13 protein-coding genes are annotated in these 15,602 nt (G+C 47.1%); 12 read left to right on the top strand and 1 reads right to left on the bottom strand.

Going from position 1 to position 15,602, the window contains the following annotated elements; genetic code table 11:
* Nucleotides 1–159 precede the first annotated feature (159 nt).
* The 10 genes from OEV42_04255 (at nt 160) to purE (ending at nt 10,627) form a co-directional block, all read left to right on the top strand.
* On the top strand, nt 160–1,035 hold the full coding sequence (locus OEV42_04255; protein MDH3973474.1) for a DUF58 domain-containing protein: 876 nt from the start codon (nt 160–162) through the stop codon (nt 1,033–1,035).
* A complete protein-coding gene (locus OEV42_04250) occupies nt 1,036–1,962 on the top strand; it encodes a BatD family protein (GenBank protein MDH3973473.1) in 927 nt (308 codons plus the stop codon). It abuts the gene before it with no gap.
* Nucleotides 1,952–2,944 (top strand): VWA domain-containing protein, encoded by a 993-nt coding sequence (locus OEV42_04245; GenBank protein ID MDH3973472.1) that lies wholly within the window; start codon nt 1,952–1,954, stop codon nt 2,942–2,944. The genes OEV42_04250 and OEV42_04245 overlap by 11 nt, the downstream gene beginning before the upstream one ends.
* 17 nt (nt 2,945–2,961) lie before the next feature.
* A complete protein-coding gene (locus OEV42_04240; GenBank protein ID MDH3973471.1) occupies nt 2,962–3,963 on the top strand; it encodes a VWA domain-containing protein in 1,002 nt (333 codons plus the stop codon).
* Nucleotides 3,960–4,682: a tetratricopeptide repeat protein gene (locus OEV42_04235; GenBank protein ID MDH3973470.1), complete on the top strand. Its 723-nt coding sequence runs from the start codon at nt 3,960–3,962 to the stop codon at nt 4,680–4,682. The genes OEV42_04240 and OEV42_04235 overlap by 4 nt, the downstream gene beginning before the upstream one ends.
* A gap of 6 nt (nt 4,683–4,688) precedes the next feature.
* The gene (locus tag OEV42_04230; protein MDH3973469.1) at nt 4,689–6,446 is read left to right on the top strand and encodes a BatD family protein; all 1,758 of its coding nucleotides are present in this window, start codon (nt 4,689–4,691) and stop codon (nt 6,444–6,446) included.
* Nucleotides 6,443–7,210 (top strand): tetratricopeptide repeat protein, encoded by a 768-nt coding sequence (locus tag OEV42_04225; GenBank protein ID MDH3973468.1) that lies wholly within the window; start codon nt 6,443–6,445, stop codon nt 7,208–7,210. Before OEV42_04230 ends, OEV42_04225 begins: the two co-directional genes overlap by 4 nt.
* A 171-nt stretch (nt 7,211–7,381) precedes the next feature.
* Nucleotides 7,382–8,695, top strand: a complete 1,314-nt coding sequence (locus OEV42_04220; GenBank protein ID MDH3973467.1) for a homoserine dehydrogenase — start codon at nt 7,382–7,384, stop codon at nt 8,693–8,695.
* A gap of 146 nt (nt 8,696–8,841) precedes the next feature.
* Nucleotides 8,842–10,116 carry a phosphoribosylamine--glycine ligase gene (gene purD / locus OEV42_04215; protein ID MDH3973466.1) on the top strand — a complete coding sequence of 425 codons (1,275 nt, stop codon included), beginning with the start codon at nt 8,842–8,844 and terminating at the stop codon, nt 10,114–10,116.
* Between the two features lies 1 nt (nt 10,117).
* Entirely contained in the window at nt 10,118–10,627 is a 510-nt protein-coding gene (gene purE / locus OEV42_04210) for a 5-(carboxyamino)imidazole ribonucleotide mutase (GenBank protein MDH3973465.1), read from the top strand.
* A 329-nt stretch (nt 10,628–10,956) separates the two neighbouring features.
* Here purE and OEV42_04205 read toward each other — a convergent pair whose 3' ends face one another.
* On the bottom strand, nt 10,957–11,160 hold the full coding sequence (locus OEV42_04205; protein ID MDH3973464.1) for a hypothetical protein: 204 nt from the start codon (nt 11,158–11,160) through the stop codon (nt 10,957–10,959).
* 140 nt (nt 11,161–11,300) lie between these two features.
* Between OEV42_04205 and OEV42_04200 the strand changes: the two genes are divergently transcribed.
* Both OEV42_04200 and OEV42_04195 read left to right on the top strand, forming a co-directional pair.
* On the top strand, nt 11,301–11,666 hold the full coding sequence (locus tag OEV42_04200; protein MDH3973463.1) for an ABC transporter substrate-binding protein: 366 nt from the start codon (nt 11,301–11,303) through the stop codon (nt 11,664–11,666).
* A gap of 28 nt (nt 11,667–11,694) precedes the next feature.
* Nucleotides 11,695–15,480 (top strand): PAS domain S-box protein, encoded by a 3,786-nt coding sequence (locus OEV42_04195; GenBank protein ID MDH3973462.1) that lies wholly within the window; start codon nt 11,695–11,697, stop codon nt 15,478–15,480.
* Nucleotides 15,481–15,602 lie beyond the last annotated feature (122 nt).

Genomic DNA, 15,602 nt, shown 5'->3' with positions numbered 1-15,602 from the left:
GGTTTCGTTGAATGGGAATAGAAAAGATTGAAAACCTTTTGCGGTCTAAATCTTTAATTAAGAGGCTGTTATAACATTGACAGGAGACGGCTTACTCTTCTTCTCAGGTCTGTTGCTGTCATTTAAAATCCAACCAACTGTAATCTTCTTTAATACCTCATGCTTGCAAAAGAAATCCTCAAAAAAATAAGAAAAATAGAAATATCGACGAGAAAAGATGTCAGCAGTCTTGTCGGTGGTGAGTATCATTCCGTCTTCAAAGGCCGGGGTATGGAGTTTGACGAGGTCAAACATTACTATCCCGGCGACCAGATCAGCGCCATCGACTGGAAGGTAACGGCGCGAACAGGAAATCCCTTTGTTAAGCGTTTTGTTGAAGAGAGGGAACTGACGGTCATGCTTGTTGTCGATGCCAGCGCATCTCACGACTTCGGTTCATCAGAGAAGAGTAAAAAAGACCTCATTGCCGAAGTGGGGGCGCTGCTCGCCTTTTCGGCCCTTCGTAATAATGACAGGGTCGGTCTGCTTACATTTTCCGAGGACGTTGATCTCTACCTGCCGCCGCGAAAAGGGCGGGCCCACGGAATGAGAGTCATCAGGGAACTGGTTACAATGAGTCCGCCGGCAAAAGGAACATCCATTACAAAAGCGCTCGAATATCTTGCCAAAGTGGAAAAGGGACGGAGTATCGTTTTTCTTATTTCCGATTTTATCGATGAAGGTTATGAAAAGGAGCTTTCCATTATTTCTAAAAAACATGATCTTCTCCTCTTAAGAATAAAGGATGAAATGGAAAGCGCGCTTCCTCTTCGGGGTCTCGTTGAACTGGAAGATGCAGAAACAGGAGAGCGTTTTACTGCCGACCCTGCCGACAGGGACTGGCAGGACACCTTTGCGGCCCTTGGTGCGGCCGGTGAAGAGACCTGGCAATCAATGACAAAAAAAATGAAGCTCGATGCCATTGATATCGATACGGTTCATCCTTATATCGTTCCATTACGAAACTTCTTTAAAAGACGGGCCAAGAGGTACTAGGTGTCGAAGATTCTTTTTTCAATATTGATCCTGCTTGTTCTCCTGCCTTCACCGGCAATCGCCGGTAAGCTGGAAATAAGCAGCGATGAGAAGAGTTACAGAATTGGTGATCTTGTCACCCTGAGAATTGCAATCGAGGGAAAGGGTTTCAAACTGGGAGATGTGAACAAGAAGGCCCTGGCGCCCTTTGAGTATTCAGGCAGGGAAGAGGCTTTTAACGAGGAATCGGGAATAACTACCCTCACTGTTAAAGGGCACATTTTCAAGGTGGGGGATTTTACTATTCCCCCCTTTGAGGTAAAGGACCATGAGGGGAAAAGTTACCAATCAGGACCTGTTACGATAAGTGTGAAAGCCCTGTTAAAAGGTGATGAACAGGGAATAAAACCGCTTAAACCGCAACTTGAGGTAGACGAGGGAGGCCCCCTCTGGCCATGGATAGCGGCAGCCCTTATCCTGGCAGCCATAATAGCCACCATTCTCTTTTTAAACCGCATGAGGGGAGAAGACGTTCCTCACGTGCCTTTCGAAATTATCCCCCCCCATATAGAAGCCCTGAAAGCGCTTGAAAGGATTGAAGGGCTCAATCTTTTAAGAGAGGGAAAGGTGAAAAAATACTATACCCTTGTCGCAGATGTTCTGAGAAACTTTGAAGGGAAAATCAGAGGCTTTGACGCCATGGAGATGACAACGGAAGAGCTTCTTCATACCCTTGAAAAGAAGGGCAGTGAAGACCTGGCATTACTTAAGAAGTTTCTTACCGATTGTGATATGGTCAAATTTGCAAAGTATTCGCCTCCCGAGATGGATGTTTCCGCACTCATGGAAAGGGCCCGGGAAATCATAAAGAGAGACATGGCCCGGCAAACTGTCAGCGGTGAAAGTAGCGGGGGGGTAAAGAACATGGAGGAAGAAAGTGCGCTTTGATGATTACCTTCTTTTAGGACTTCTTTTTCTCCTCCCCCTTTATTTCCGCTTTGGCTGGATGAAACCGGCCCTCTCTTACCCTACAGTGAGGGTGGTCAAAAGGGTCCGGCCATCGCTGCGTATGCGTTTGAAAAATTTTCCAAAACTGCTTAATATTCTTGCTCTGGTTTTAATAATACTTGCCCTTGCCAGACCGCAGCTTGTTAACCGGGAAAAAGAGGTTTCAACGAAAGGAACGGATATTGTCCTCGCTCTCGATATATCGGGCAGTATGCAGGCGGAAGATTTTAAACCGAACAACCGTCTTTATGTTGCAAAAGAAGTGCTGAAAAGTTTTGTCCAGGGGAGACAAAGCGACAGGATAGGACTTGTCTCCTTTGCCGGACAGGCCTACACCCAGTCACCTCTTACCATTGATTACGGCATTCTCTATTCATTGGTTGATGACCTGGAGATTGGGCGCTATCAGGACGGCACGGCCATCGGCATGGCCATTGCCGAAGGGACAAAACGGCTGAAAAATTCTGAAGCTGAAACAAAGATCATTATTCTTCTCACTGACGGTGTAAATAACAGCGGAAATATTGATCCTGCAACGGCTGCCAGGGTGGCGGCGGCGCTGAGCGTCAAGGTTTACACCGTCGGTGTGGGAATAGAAGGGGGGGCTCCTATCCCTGTTGATGATCCTGTCTTTGGAAAGGTCTACGCCCGGGACAGGAGCGGCAATATTGTAAGGACGGAAATGGATGAGGAGACGCTCAAAGCGGTTGCTAAAATAACAAATGCCAAATATTTTCGCGCGACAGACCGCGATTCCCTTATTCGTATCTATGGTGAAATTGACAAGTTGGAAAAGACGGATATTAAGATAAAAGAGTATTTCAGCTATGTGGAACTTTACTTATATTTTCTGGGAGCGGCCCTTTTCCTTTTTCTTTTTTCCTTATTGCTCCGGTCGACCTGGCTATGGTCTTTTCCTTGAAGAGAGGTAAGTAGGAAGTGAATTTTTCAAATACAGAATGGCTTAATTTGCTGTGGCTCTTTCTGCCTGCCGTGCTGCTCCATTTCTATTCGGAAAAGAAGTATGGAAAATTTTCCCCTTCGGCCGGTCCTGAAGCGGGGGAATCCCTCATTCGTAAAAAATATGCTTCTCTCAAAAGGGGAAGGGCCTTCAAAGGCCTTCTCTTTTTGCTTGGTCTCACTTTCCTTATAATGGCCATGGCCGGACCGAAGTGGGGAATCAAGGAACGGATTGTTGAAAGAAAAGGGATTGATATTGTTGTTGCCGTTGATTTGTCCAAAAGTATGCTTTCGGCCGATATTGCTCCAAGCAGGATTGTCAGGGCGAAGATGGAACTGGCAAGGCTTATCGATTCGAGAAGGGGAGACCGTATAGGGATTGTTGCCTTTGCGGGGGCTGCCGTGGTTGCCTGCCCCCTTACTATGGATTACGGCGCTGCCAAGAATTTTCTGAAAAGCCTGGAAGCGGGAATGATTCCCCGGGGAGGCACAGACCTTTCAGGAGCAATTAAAGTGGCCGCCCGTATGATGGAGGGACAGGCAGGGCGCGAGAAGGTGCTCGTTCTCCTTACCGATGGAGAAGATACTACCGGTGACCCCCTTCGTTCCGCCAAAGAGGCTGCAGAAAATGGGATTTCAGTCTATACGCTGGCCTTTGGAACCAAAGACGGCGGACCTGTGCCTGTTTTGGGTAAAGACGGGAAAATTGCCGACTACAAGAAGGACAAGGGAGGAAAGACGGTTATATCGAGGGTCGATGAGAAAATATTAAGTGAAATTGCCAAAAAGGGCGGAGGCAAGAGCTTCCAGGGCGGAACGGCCCTGTCTCAACTGGCGGCGGAGCTTGACAGGAAGGATAAAAGCGTCATTTCGTCAAAGCTCTTTACCCTCATGGAAGAAAGGTTCCAGTATCCCCTCCTGCTGGCTTTTATCCTGCTTTCACTGGAGATGCTTATCCCGCTAAGGAGGAAGCCCTCATGAGAATGCTTTTTCTGCTTCTTCCCTTTCTCGTTGCCATAGGGCCTTTCAGTTCCCCCAAAGAACTTGTGGAGGAAGGGAATGCGCTTTTCCTGGAAGGGAATTATGATGAAGCCATTGAAAAGTATGACAGGGCCTCGGAGAAGGCCGAGAAAGACGGTCCCATCGAGTATAACAAGGGGAATGCCCTTCTCATGAAAGGAGACCTCGACCCTGCCCTCAAGGCTTATAAAGAGGGCGCTGCCTATGGTGATGACCAGGTTAAGGCTAAAAGCTTTTACAATATGGGGAATGCCCTTTACGGTTCCGGCAAATATGGCGAGGCGGCAGAGGCTTATAAAGATGCGCTCCGTTATGATCCGAAAGATTTGGATAGCAAGATCAACCTCGAAATGGCCCTCAAGGTAATGGAAGAGCAAGAGCAGCAGGAGAAGAAAGACGAGGGGGAGGACGAGAGCGGAAGCGATTCGGGGGAGGAACAGGAAAGTGAAGAGAAGGAAGAAGGTGATGACGCTCAGCAAACACCCTCGGGAAATGAGAGTGAAAAAGAGGAGGAACCTTCTCCAAAAGATGAGGGAATGAAAAAGGGAGATGAAAAAGAAATGACAAAAGAAGAGGCAAGTCGCCTTTTGGAAAGCCTTGGAGACCAGAATATGGATTTACAAAGCATGTCTGATATGATACAAGGTTCTAAACCTGTGAAAGTGGAAAAAGACTGGTAAAATGAAATGAAAAAATATGTGTCCCTTATTTTTGCAGCCTTGCTGACGGCTGCTTTATTTATTCCCGGCCTTTGCATGGCCAATGAAATTGCCATTGAGTCTTTTGTCGATAAAAAGACGCTCATGATGGGTGACAAACTGACCCTTACAGTAAAAATTTCGGGACAGGTCATCGGCTCCTTGCCGGCGCCTTCTTCACTGCCCGGTCACGATGGTTTTGATATTGGAGGAGCGCCTTTTCAGTCTTCCAGTTTTTCCTTTGTAAACGGGAGAGTAAGCGCGTCTAAAACAATGAATTATATTTTGCTTCCCCGGTCGGAAGGTAAATTCCTTGTTGGTGAGGTGAAGCTGACCTACAAAGGGAATGAATACCGTTCCAGGCCAATTGAGGTTACCGTTACGGCAGCTCCCAAAGCGCCGCAAGGAGAGGAAAAGGATGAACAACTTTCCCGTCTTTCGGCAGACCCGCTGGGAAGAGTACTCATTTCTTCATCCTTGAATAAAAAACAGGCCTATCTGGGAGAGGGCATTCTTTATACTTTCAGTTTTTTCCACAAGGTGAGGCTTTGGGAGAATCCCCAGTATGATCCTCCTGTCTTTAGCGATTTCTGGTCAGAAGACCTGCCGCCTCAGAAAGGGACAAAAGAGGTTATTATTAAGGGCCGGAGGTATCTGAGGCAAGATATCAAGAAAGTCCTCTTTCCAACAAGGGAAGGTTTGCTGACCGTTGGGAGTACAACTTTTAGCGCCTTGCTTGATCCCTTTGCAAGGCCCATTACACTCCGTACGGAGCCTATTGAAGTGGAGGTCTTGCCTCTGCCCGGGGAGCCGGAAGGTTTTTCCGGTATTGCAGGAAATTTTACCATTGAAGCCGGGGTGGAGAACCTGAAAGCGAAAGAGGATGAGCCCGTTATCGTTAAGGTCAAGATTGCCGGTGTGGGAAATATTAAGGCCATTACTCCCCCTTCCTATGAAGAATCGGAGTTTTTCAGGGGTTATGAACCGAAGGACAGTATGGATATTTCTACCTTTAACGATATGATCAGCGGGACAAAAAGTTTTGAATTTCTTTTTGTCCCTTTAAAAAGCGGCGATCTGAAACTGCCTGTTTTTTCATTTACTTTCTTTGATCCGGCAAAGGAAAAATTCAGGACCCTTAAAACGAAAGATATTACCGTGTCGGTGAAGGCCTCCGCTGCAGCGGGCCTCCTCAAATCCTCCGAGCCCGGGGCGCTTTTGGGAAATGGCGCCGCCAGAAAGAGCCTGAGGCCCATCCGGATGAAAAGTGATCTTGCTAACTGGAACCCTTATTCCTATTTTCAGGGCGTCTATCTTATATTGATTCTTTTGCCGCCTCTCACCTTAACAGGAATCATTGCCGCAAGGGGGGCCTCCAGAAGACAGGAGAAAACTTCCGGCGCTGTCAAACGGGCCATGAAAGCCCTCAAGCTGGCTGAATCCATGAGTTCTGCCGATGACAGCAGGGATTTCTTTAGCTCAACCTCTTCCGCCCTTATCGATTATTTTGCCCACAAGCTGAATATGGCCCCGGCCTCGGTATCAAAAGAGGAGCTTGGCATTGTGCTTGGTGAGGCCCGTTGTCCTGAGGCGCTTATAGAACGCATTGAAAAAGTGATGACCACGGCCGATATGGGGCGTTTTTCACCAACAAGGTACAGTAAGGAAGAGATGGAGAACTTCCTTGACGAGGCTGTTAATATTATCAGGGATTTTGATAAATCGGGACTTGAGAGGAAGCTATGAAAATAATGAAAAAGGCATTATGTGCGCTGTGTCTCCTTCTTTTTACCGGTGAAGCTTATGCCGGTAATGAAGGCGCTTCGACGGAAGAGCTTTTTTCTCTTTCCAATCTTGCCTATATGGATGGCAGGTATGATGAGGCAATCAAGGGGTATAAAAAAATGATAAATAAGGGGATCATAAACCCCGATGTTTATTATAATCTCGGCAATGCTTATGTGAAGACCGGTGAGGGGGGCTATGCGTTGCTCAATTATGAAAAATCCCTTGAGCTTTCCCCGGGGAGCGAAGATGTAGAATACAATCTTTCCCTCGTAAAAGAGCAGCTTTCCCTCACTGATCCTTCCATCGATGCATCGGCGCCCTGGGAAGGAATCGCAGGCATTATTACCTTTGCCCGGTCAGCCGATTTGACCTTATTCTTTTACATTGTCCTCTTTATTCTTTTTTCGGCAATGCTGCTTACAGGCGATGAAAACCGCAGATTGAAACTCAAAAAAGCAGGGACTCTTTTTACTTTTGCAGCGCTTATTTTGGCTGCCATAGCTTCTTATGAATTGTTCAGGCAGGAAAGTTTGAATAAGGGGATTATCGTTGGCGGCAAGGCCGAGCTTTATGAAGTTCCCATGGCGCAGGGAACGCCGCAAGTCGAAATTAATGAGGGTGTGAAGGTAAGCATTCTTGCTTCCGACAAGCAGTGGTTCAAGGTTTCAACACCTGGCGGCCTTGTTGGATGGGTTAGCGCCGAGAGGGTGGGTGTTATTTAAAGTTCCTTTGTTTTTCGGATGAAAAGCTTCCCGTGAGCGCTTTATAATCTTCCCCTGAAGAAGGCCTGGGAATTTGGTCCTTTGCTGCTCCTTTACAAGTTTTGGACTATTCTGTTATACTCCCCCCTTTTAAATATTTGTTATCCCCTTGAGGATTAAGGAGAAAATATGATGGGAAAAGAGACAATTAATGTCGGGCTTATCGGCTTTGGGACGATAGGCGCCGGTGTTGTAAAAATATTACAGGACAATGCCGGCATCATCAGGGAACGGCTCGGTTCGGAGCTTAGGCTGACCCGTATTGCCGACAAGGACATAGAGACTGACCGGGGTGTAACAGCGGGCAAAGCTGTCGCTTTCTCTACCGATGCCGGTGATATTATTAATGATTCCGACATCGATATTGTTGTCGAACTGATCGGCGGTTATGAACCGGCCAGGTCTTTTGTTATGGCAGCCCTTGAAAAGGGTAAAAGAGTGGTTACCGCCAACAAGGCGCTTCTTGCTGTTCATGGCGCCGAAATTTTTGAAAAAGCGGCCGACAGTGGTTCGGATATTGGTTTTGAGGCGAGTGTCGGGGGAGGGATCCCTGTTATAAGGGCCATCAAGGAAGGTCTTTCTGCCAACAATCTTGGAACTATCGACGCGATTATCAACGGTACTGCCAACTACATTCTGACAGAGATGACAAACAAGGGGGGTGATTTTCAGACGGTATTGAAAAGAGCCCAGGAACTGGGCTATGCCGAAGCTGACCCTACTTTTGACATTGAAGGTGTCGACAGCGCTCACAAACTTGCCATTCTTGCTTCCCTCGCTTTTGGAACAAAGGTCGTTTTCGAAGACATTCACACAGAAGGGATCAGTGATATAAGTAAAATGGATATTGATTATGCCACCGAGCTTGGATACAAAATCAAGCTTCTTGCCATAGCCAAAAATTCCGATGGTGAAATCGAGGCAAGGGTCAATGCCACCATGATTCCGAAAGGGGCGCTCCTTTCTAATGTAGAAGGTGTTCTCAACGCTGTTTATGTGACGGGCGATGCTATCGGTCCTACCATGTATTACGGTCCCGGCGCGGGAATGATGCCGACGGCAAGCGCTGTTGTCGGTGATATTATCGAACTCTCAAGAGATATTATTAATGGAATCTCGGGAAGGGTACCTCCCCTTGGCTATAAGATCCTTAAAGATCTTAAAATGAAGGATATTGGAGAGGTTATTTCCAAGTATTATCTCCGTTTCTCAATTGTTGACAGTCCCGGTGTGCTCTCAAAAATATCGGGAATTCTCGGCGCACATAATATCAGTATTTCTTCTGTTCTTCAGAAAGGGCGTCATGAGGAAAAGGCCGTTCCCCTTGTTATCATTACGCACGAGGCGCAGGAGAAGAACCTGAGGCATGCCCTGACGGAAATTGACAAGCTTGATGTGGTTATGGATTCAACGAAGGTTATAAGGATAGAGGAAAAACTGAGTTAGTCCTTTCAACTTAAACCTTTCCTTTGTCCCCTCCCTGGTAGGAGGGGATATAATTACTCCTCCCCTTGACCAGGGTCTTGATGCCCCCTGAGGGTAGAGGTAAGGAGGGTTGTTTATGGATTAAATAATAATAGATAGGTGAATAAATGAAGGTCCTCGTAATAGGCAGTGGCGGAAGAGAACATGCCCTGGTCTGGAAGATAAGCAAAAGCTCCCTCGTAGATAAAGTCTACTGCGCGCCGGGGAATGCAGGTATTGCGGAAATTGCGGAAACGGCAGATCTCTCTGCAAGCGACATCGATGGTTTGGCCGACTTTGCAAAAAGAGAGGCCATCGATCTTACCGTCGTCGGTCCCGAAGTGCCGCTTACCATGGGCATTGTCGATCATTTCGAGAAAGAGGGACTGAAAATATTCGGACCCTCCGGGGCCGCGGCAGAACTGGAAGGGAGCAAGGCTTTTTCCAAGGCCATCATGAAAAAGTATGGTGTTCCTACTGCTGCCTATGCGTCCTTTACTTCAAAGAAAGAAGCTCTCGACTATATTGATAAAATGGGCGCCCCCATTGTTATAAAGGCCGACGGCCTTGCGGCGGGAAAGGGTGTCGTTGTCGCTCAAACTCTCGCTGAAGCCGGGGAGGCCGTTGAGGCAATGATGGGAGACAAGGCCTTTGGCGCTGCCGGCGAGAAGGTGGTTGTTGAAGAGTTCATGGATGGTGAAGAGGCGTCCTACCTTGTTTTTTCCGATGGTAAAAACATACTCCCCATGCCCACGTCACAGGACCATAAAGCAGTTTATGATGGTGATAAGGGGCCCAATACGGGAGGGATGGGGGCTTATTCCCCGGCGCCGGTTGTTACGGAAGCGCTTGAAAAAAGGATTATTAAGGAAATTATCAAGCCACTTATCGATGGCATGGCTAAAGAGGGCAAACCTTATAAAGGGATACTCTATGCGGGCCTTATGATGACTAAAGACGGTCCCCGTGTTGTAGAATTTAACTGCAGGTTTGGAGACCCCGAGTGCCAACCCATTATGATGCGTATGAAGAGCGACATTATTCCCGTTCTGGAGGCCGTTGTCGAAGAAAAACTCCATACCGTTACCATGGAATGGGAGGAGAGAAAAACCGTCTGCATTGTCATGGCTGCCGGCGGTTATCCGGGCAATTATGAAAAAGGGAAGGAAATATCAGGCCTCAATTCATTTAAAGACCGTCAGGATCTGGTTGTTTTTCATGCCGGCACATCCGGCCGGGAGGGCAAAATAGTTACCAATGGCGGCAGGGTACTTGGAGTGACTGCCCTTGGTGAAGGGCTGGAAGAGGCCATCAATTTAGCTTACGACGCTGTTAAATCCATCTCATGGGAGGGCGTCTATTTTAGAAAGGATATCGGAAAGAAAGGATTAGCGAGGTTATAAAATGGAAAAAGGCGTAAAGGTACTAATATTAATGGGGAGCGATTCTGACCTTCCCGTCATGGAAGAAGCGGCAAAAGCACTTGAACAGTTTGACATCGGTTATGAACTTACCATTGCTTCGGCTCACAGGTCTCCGGCCAGGGCTTCCGCGCTTGCATCAGGGGCCAGGGGAAAAGGTGTTGAAGTGATTATTGCAGGAGCAGGGGCGGCGGCCCATCTGGCAGGCGTTCTTGCTGCTGAGACGACATTGCCTGTAATCGGTGTTCCCATCGATTCTTCCCCCTTAAAGGGCATGGATGCCCTCCTTGCAACGGTTCAGATGCCCGGTGGCATTCCCGTCGCTTCCATGGCTATTGGAAAGGCGGGAGCAAAAAATGCCGGGATTTTTGCGGCGGAAATCCTCTCCATAAAATATCCGCTTATTGCAGAAAAGCTCGCTTCCTACAGGGAAGAGATGGCAAAGGGGGTTGAAGAGAAAGGAAACAAGGCAGGGAGAACCTTTTCAGCCTAAAGGGAATTCCTTGGCAGATTTACCGCAAGGGCCGCCATGAAAAGAGGAAGGGGGGACGGCGCCTTGCGGCAGGTGAAGAGGCAATAAGAGGACTCATCAATGGATGCTGTTTAGATCATCAAAAGAGAGGCCATCAAATTTGTAATCATCAATGATGATGGCGCTATCTTTACCGTGATCAACCGGGGTGGCTCGGGAACAGCTTTTTTGAGGCCTGTCATAAAGGAGGGACTGTTTTTTTCACTGCTTCTCCTGGTTTATAGTTCTTTTCTGTAACTCAGGGCTTCTCTTACGGTCATTTTAAGTTCATCATTATAAAAATTCCCCTGTCAACTTTTCCATGGCGCTACCCCCTGGTCAAATTTGCCGTACTGTTCAAAATTATTGACACTTTCAAACCTGTCGGGCAATTCTTCAAGAACATCCTCAAGAACCAGTTCCACTTCCGTATCCCTTTCAATGGCGTGACGGGGATTATAAAGTTCACAGATTTTTAATATTCCAAATGGGGCGGTAGGGAATATTTCCGGCAAACCTTATTTTTCCCTTTCCCTTGTTATCTTTGATCTTCTGCTATACTTATCACTATGAGCAACAGGACTCTTTTTCGAGAGAAGTGTTCTGAAAGGGAAGCTTTTTCAGCATTTCATCTTATTAAGTTATTTCTCGTCTCATGAAAAAACGTACTTTTACTGGAATCATAATCGCCTTCTTTATTGCCGATGGCCTTATTTATTTTTATTTCCCCGGGGAAAAACCTCATAAGAAGACGGCCTCTCCCGAAAAACTTACCCCTGGAGTAGAGATGAGTATTCTTCCGGCAGCCCTCCGGGTGGCGGAAAAGAAAAACTATTTTCAGCAAGAGGGACTTCATGTAACGATCAAGGAATTTGCTTCCGGCAAAAACGCCCTTGCAACGATGTTGAATGAAGGCGGCCTCCATATGGTAACTGTCGCCCGGACGTCCGTCATGTTCAACAGCTTTAAAAGAAATGACTACACCATTATTGCCTCCATGGTTTATTCCGGTATTTTCTGAACAAGATAAAAGCGGGTGGTGAAAAAGAATGAAAATCAGAAATAAACTCTTAATAGGCGCTGCCGTGACATTTGCTCTGGCTGTGCTCCTTTTCTCCATTGTTACAACATCATCAAAGCGGGTCAACAGGGAAGGCGAAAAACATGAGCAGTTGATGGAACTTGAGATTGCCCTGTCGCAGCTTGAAATAATCAGCTATGAATACCTGTTGTATCATGAACAGCGAATGGTCCGGCAGTGGCAGTCAAAATATGACGCCATGGGAGAGACCCTGAAAGGCATTACGGCTTTGCTTGAGGATGGAGAAGAGGAATTATTAAAATCAATGCATGCCCGGTACAGGGACTTGTCGGGCATGTTTTCACAGCTAAGGACAAATTACAAAAAAATAGAAGCCCTGCGGCGGGAAGGCGCGCCACAGGAAAAGATCAATGCCGCCCTTTTGCTTGAGAAAAGACAGGCCGGCCGTCTCTTGACTAAATCACAGGCTATAGTTGCCAATGCTTCCAAACTGGGTAAGAAGGTGCATAAGGACGCCGTAAAATTTCAAACAAGAGTCAATATTTTCACACTGATCTTGACGGGAATCCTTTCTTCAGCCGTAATAATCCTGTCTTTTTTATTTATCAGAACCTTCTCACGGTCTCTCAGGGAACCGGCGAGCGGCGCTAAAATGATCGGGGAAGGGGACCTGGATTACAGGATTGCTTCCGGCAAAAAGGATGAAATTGGCGAGCTTTCCTTTGCTTTTAATCAAATGGCTGAAAAGCGCAAAGGGGTGGAAGATGAATCAGCAAGGCGGAACAGGGTAATTGGTGCAATTAACAGGGTATTGCTGGAGAGGATCAGATGCAAGACGGAGGAGGAATTGGGGAAAGTATGCCTTTCCATAGCCGAGGAGTTGACAGGAAGCAAATTCGGATTCTTTGGTGAGATTAATGAGAAGGGACTTTTCGATACCATTGCCATCAGTAATCCCGGATGGGACGAATGCAAGGTTCCCCGGGGGCATGCCACCCTTATCATCAAGGATATGGCCATTCGTGGCGTAGACAGAGGGACCATGAAGGAGGGAAAATCAAGAATCGTAAACGGTGAAGAGGCCATTAAAAACCATGCCGATCATGTTGACATTCCCCGGGGGCACCCGCCTCTTTACGCATTCCTTGGCGTACCTTTTATAAAAGAGGGAAAAGTTATGGGCATGATAGGTTTGGGGAATAAGGAAGGTGGATATCACATTGCCGATGAGAAAGCCATTGAAGGTCTCTCCGTAGCCATGATGGATGCTCTGGCAAGCAAGCGGGCCGAAGATGAAATAAGCAGGGCCAACAGCCTTCTCGATGCTATAAGAACGTCACAGTATCATTTCATTGCCGAAGCTGATCAGATGGTTATGTACAACAAGGTATTGGATGAACTCCTTAAAGCGACGGAAAGTGAATACGGACTTATTGCTGAAACCGTTTATGAAGATGACGGCACACCCTATTTAATGATTCTGGCCATATCGGATGTGGCCTGGGACCAGGCGTCGCGGGAGACCTACAAGATAGCGTCCACGACGGGGCTTGGATTCCGTAATATGAAAACCTTGTTCGGTGCCGTGGTAAGTTCGGGGAAACCGGTCATATCCAATGATCCCGCCGGGGATCCCCGCAGTGGCGGCACTCCTGAAGGCCATCCTCCTCTTAATACCTTTCTGGGTATTCCCTTTTACAAGGAAGATAAACAGGTGGGTATCTTCTGCATTGCCAACAGAGAGGATGGGTATGATGAGGGCGTGGTACAGTTCATTCAACCCTTCACAGAAACGCTGGCAAACCTGGTGGAGGCCGTCAGGGCCAAGCGTGCGCGTAAAAAGGCTGAAGAGCGGCTTAAATTATTGAATGAGAAACTGGAGCAGAAAGTAGAAGAGCGAACGGCCGAGGTAAGGCGGTCGGAGGAGAAGTACCGGGCCATCTTCGATCAGGCTGCCGACTCTATCGTTCTCATTGACCCTGCTAATGGAAAGATGGTCGCCTTCAATGAAAAGACATACGAGAGCCTCGGTTACAGGCGTAAAGAATTTGAAAAGCTGAAAATCCCGGACTTCGAGGTGACGGAATCTGCTGAAGAAGTGGAAATGCATATAGAAAAAATAAAAAGGGAGGGAAGTGATCTTTTTGAAACGAAACACAGGAAAAAAGATGGAGAGCTAAGAGATATTCTGGTCAGCAGCAGGCTCATATCGATAGACAATGACACTTTCATTCAGAGTATCTGGAGTGATATTACAGAGCGCAAAAGGGCCGAAGCGGAGCGGAAACTGAGCGCTGAAATTACAACCAACATGAATGAAGGCGTTAACCTTGTCAGGGCCAACGACGGTATTATTGTATTTGCCAACCCCAAGTTTGAAGAGATGTTCGGTTATGAAGCAGGGAAAATGATTGGTCGGCATATCTCCATTGTTAATGCGCCTTCAGCTTCCGATAATAAAGAAGCTGAAGGAGGGACAGCAAAAATAATAAAAGCGCTCAACGAGAGCGGTGAATGGAGAGGTGAAATAAAAAATATCAGGAAAGACGGCACGCCATTTTGGTGCTATGCATCGGTTTCAGAATTTAATCACCCCGAATATGGAAAGGTATGGGTTTCCGTTCACGAAGATATTACGGAGCGTAAAAGGGCGGAGGAACTGCTTCGTGACAGTGAAGAGAAGTTCCGCGCCACATTTGAGCAGGCGGCCGTCGGTGTCGGCAGGGTGGCCCTTGACGGCAGGTGGCTCGCTGTTAACCGCAAACTTTGTGAGATTGCAGGCTACAGCCGGGAGGAGTTACTTGAAAAAACGTTTCAGGATATTACCTATGCTGATGACCTTGAAAAAAACCTTAATTGTATCAATAAAATACTTGAAGGTGAAATTGAGAACTACGCTATGGAAAAGCGCTATATACGAAAGGACGGCTCTATCGTTTGGATAAACCTGTCCATAGCGCTCGTTCGTGAGTCGGCAGGCAAGCCGAAATACTTTATCTCCGTTATTGAGGATATCTCCTATAGAAAAGAGTCTGAAGAACTGCTGTTGCAACTGAATAGTAACCTGAAAAGCTCTACGGGTAAACTTGAAGCGGCAAACAAGGACCTGGAGTCCTTCAGTTACTCTGTCTCTCACGATCTGAGAGCGCCGCTCAGGGCCATTGACGGTTTTTCGCGAATATTGCTGGAAGAGTATGGCAATAAAGTTGATGAAGAAGGGCAGCGCTATTTAAAGGTCGTCAGAGATAATGCCAATAAGATGGGGCGGCTCATAGACGATATTCTCAAGTTTTCCCGCATGGGCCGAAAAGAAATGAATATGAGTGATATCGATATGAAAGCGCTTGCACTGAAGGTTTTTAATGAACTCAAGCTAATGGCGCCGGGCCGTGAGATAAACTTTAAAGCCGGTGAGCTTCCAACTGCCTCCGGAGACCAGTCGATGATCCGGCAGGTTTTTGCCAACCTCCTTTCCAATGCCATCAAATTTACAAAGACAAGGGACGTTGCAAGCATTGAAGTGGATGCTAAAATTGAAAATGATGAAATAATTTACTCTGTCAGGGACAATGGCGTCGGCTTCGATATGGCGTACAAAGAGAAGCTTTTTGCCGTTTTTCAGCGGCTCCATGGAACAGATGAATTTGAAGGAACGGGCGCCGGTCTTGCCATCGTCAAGAGGATTATCGATAAGCACGGTGGAAGGTTGTGGGCTGAAGGGACAGTGGGCAAAGGGGCTATTTTCCGGTTCACCCTGCCCGAAAAAGGCGTAGCTTCTGATCTCGCCCGTTGACAAGATTCCGGAAAAAAGTGAACTCAATGACGAAGCGTCAAAAGCATATAAACCCTAAATAAAAGGTATCTCTAAAGGCTTGATTATTAAGGGGAGAGAATGGGGCAAGCTGATAAAAGGAG

It is taken from the genome of Deltaproteobacteria bacterium (assembly GCA_029860075.1).
In the GTDB taxonomy this organism is placed as follows: Bacteria; Desulfobacterota; JADFVX01; order JADFVX01; family JADFVX01; genus JAOUBX01.
The sequence above is the reverse complement of the archived record's forward strand: the minus strand, read 5'-3'. Positions and strand labels throughout refer to the sequence as shown.

Excerpts from the sequence above, each read along its gene's own strand:
- purD (MDH3973466.1), top strand. The coding sequence starts at position 8,842 with ATGAAGGTCCTCGTAATAGGCAGTGGCGGAAGAGAACATGCCCTGGTC.
- OEV42_04225 (MDH3973468.1), top strand. The coding sequence starts at position 6,443 with ATGAAAATAATGAAAAAGGCATTATGTGCGCTGTGTCTCCTTCTTTTT.
- OEV42_04255 (MDH3973474.1), top strand. The coding sequence starts at position 160 with ATGCTTGCAAAAGAAATCCTCAAAAAAATAAGAAAAATAGAAATATCG.
- OEV42_04230 (MDH3973469.1), top strand. The coding sequence starts at position 4,689 with ATGAAAAAATATGTGTCCCTTATTTTTGCAGCCTTGCTGACGGCTGCT.
- OEV42_04195 (MDH3973462.1), top strand. The coding sequence starts at position 11,695 with ATGAAAATCAGAAATAAACTCTTAATAGGCGCTGCCGTGACATTTGCT.
- OEV42_04235 (MDH3973470.1), top strand. The coding sequence starts at position 3,960 with ATGAGAATGCTTTTTCTGCTTCTTCCCTTTCTCGTTGCCATAGGGCCT.
- OEV42_04220 (MDH3973467.1), top strand. The coding sequence starts at position 7,382 with ATGGGAAAAGAGACAATTAATGTCGGGCTTATCGGCTTTGGGACGATA.
- purE (MDH3973465.1), top strand. The coding sequence starts at position 10,118 with ATGGAAAAAGGCGTAAAGGTACTAATATTAATGGGGAGCGATTCTGAC.
- OEV42_04200 (MDH3973463.1), top strand. The coding sequence starts at position 11,301 with ATGAAAAAACGTACTTTTACTGGAATCATAATCGCCTTCTTTATTGCC.